At 66.6% G+C, this 1,370-nt stretch carries 2 protein-coding genes; both read right to left on the reverse strand.

Annotated elements, in window-relative coordinates; genetic code table 11:
• Positions 1 to 47 precede the first annotated feature (47 nt).
• On the reverse strand, positions 48 to 869 hold the full coding sequence (locus ACLN58_RS22230; RefSeq protein ID WP_415857376.1) for an IS3 family transposase: 822 nt from the start codon (positions 867 to 869) through the stop codon (positions 48 to 50).
• Positions 870 to 901: 32 nt separating this feature from the next.
• On the reverse strand, positions 902 to 1,370 hold a 469-nt coding region (locus tag ACLN58_RS22235; RefSeq protein ID WP_415857377.1), incomplete at its 5' end, for a helix-turn-helix domain-containing protein.

Consider the following 1,370-nt stretch of genomic DNA (forward strand, 5'->3'; position numbering starts at 1 on the left):
TGACGTGCGCCCTGAAAGTTGGAGACGACTTTTGCGTCGGGTTCATGCTAGCGCGGGGCCTGCTGGGAGGCCTGGGTTCGGTATTGCACCGGGCTCAGGCCTCCGAGCGTTTCCTTGATGCGTTCGTGGTTGTACCAGTGCATGTAGCCCGCAAGCTTGCCCTTGAACTCGTTCACGGTGGAGAACCGCCCAGGGCGGATGAACTCCTGTTTGAGGTGGGAGAAGAAGCTCTCGGCCTTGGCGTTGTCGAGGCAGTTGCCCTTGCGGGACATCGACTGGGTGAGCCCGCGCTCGTCGACCAGGCGCCTGTAGGCGCGGTGCTGGTAGTGCCAGCCCTGGTCGGAGTGGATCACGGTCTGCTTCGCCATGGGGTGGTTCTTCAGGGCTGTGGCGAGCATGTCGGTGACCAGTTGCAGGGTCGGCGAGGACCGCAGCGTGTAGGTGATGATCTCGCCGTTGAACAGGTCGATCACCGGTGAGAGGTAGAGCTTCTGGCCGGCCACGGTGAACTCGGTGACGTCGGTGGCCCACTTCTGGGCCGGCGCGGACGCGGTGAAGTCCCGTTCGAGGACGTTGGGCGCGATCCTGCCGATCTGCCCGCGGTAGGACCTGTACCTGCGCCGGCGCACCGGGCAGACGCAGCCCTCCTCGCGCATGAGCCTGCGGACGGTCTTGCCGCTGATGCGCAGCCCGTGACGGGTCCGCAGGACCACTCTCATGCGGCGGTATCCGTAGGCCCGGTACGCATTGGCGAACTCCTCCCTCAGGGCCGGCCGCGCCTCCGCGTAGCGGTCCGGGCGGACGGGTTTGGACCGGCGGTAGTAGTAGGTGCTCGAGGCCAGGCCGAGGAACTTCAGCAGCCGGGCCACGGGGTACTTGTGCTCCAGTGACGCGACGACGGCTACCTTCTGCGCGATCGTCGCTCTTGTGCCACCAGAGCCGCCAATTTTTTCAGCGTGGCGTTCTCCATCTCCAGCCGCGCGATCTTCTCCGCGTCGGTCTCCGGCCGCGATTCTGCCGCGGGCCGTCCCCGCTTCTTCGGCCGGAGCCCGTCCTCGCCCTCGTCCCGGTAGGCCTGGACCCACCGCGTGAGCACCGACCGGGTGCTGATCCCGAACCGCCCGAGCACGGTCTCGATCGATTCGCCCTCGAGCACGACGGCCCGCGCAGCGGCGATCTTCAGCTCCAACGGATACGACTGGTTCTTCCTCACATCGGCCAACCATAAGCCGCCCCGCCGACGGTACGTGCAGATCCACGTGCGCGCAGTCCTCGGCGAAACGCCCAGGGCCTTGGCCAGGCTCTTGGCCCCCAGACCGCCATCGACCAACGCCACCACGCGGGCCTTGGTCTTCCCATCGATCCGATCC

Source organism: Sinomonas sp. G460-2 (genome assembly GCF_047759905.1).
Lineage (GTDB): Bacteria > Actinomycetota > Actinomycetes > Actinomycetales > Micrococcaceae > Sinomonas.